1 protein-coding gene is annotated in these 243 nt (G+C 58.4%); it reads right to left on the bottom strand.

Translation table 11 applies throughout. The annotated features are described in order from the left end of the window. Nucleotides 1-243, bottom strand: a 243-nt coding sequence (locus Q5762_RS39420; protein WP_315897135.1) for a hypothetical protein, incomplete at both ends; no start/stop codon positions are given.

Here is a 243-nt window from a genome sequence, read left to right as displayed (position 1 = left end):
AGCTGATAGGTCAACGGTTCGCCGCTGTACCAGCCATTGATGGTTTCATCGGGGGTCAATTCGCCTTCGTTGCGCAGCTCTACGTCTTCTGGCAACTCACGTGTTGCCACTGACAGGGTAAACAGGCCGCTGTCGGTACCGTACGCCGTGCGGGCCGTGATCTGATAGCTGCCCGGTGCCAGGAAATCGGCAATACGGGCGTCCAGATTACCGGCACTGTCGTCGTCTTCACGGTAATAGCCG

This window comes from Streptomyces sp. P9(2023) (assembly GCF_032436795.1).
GTDB lineage: Bacteria > Actinomycetota > Actinomycetes > Streptomycetales > Streptomycetaceae > Streptomyces.
Note: the sequence above shows the minus strand (reverse complement) of the source record. Positions and strands in the feature narration are given on the sequence as shown.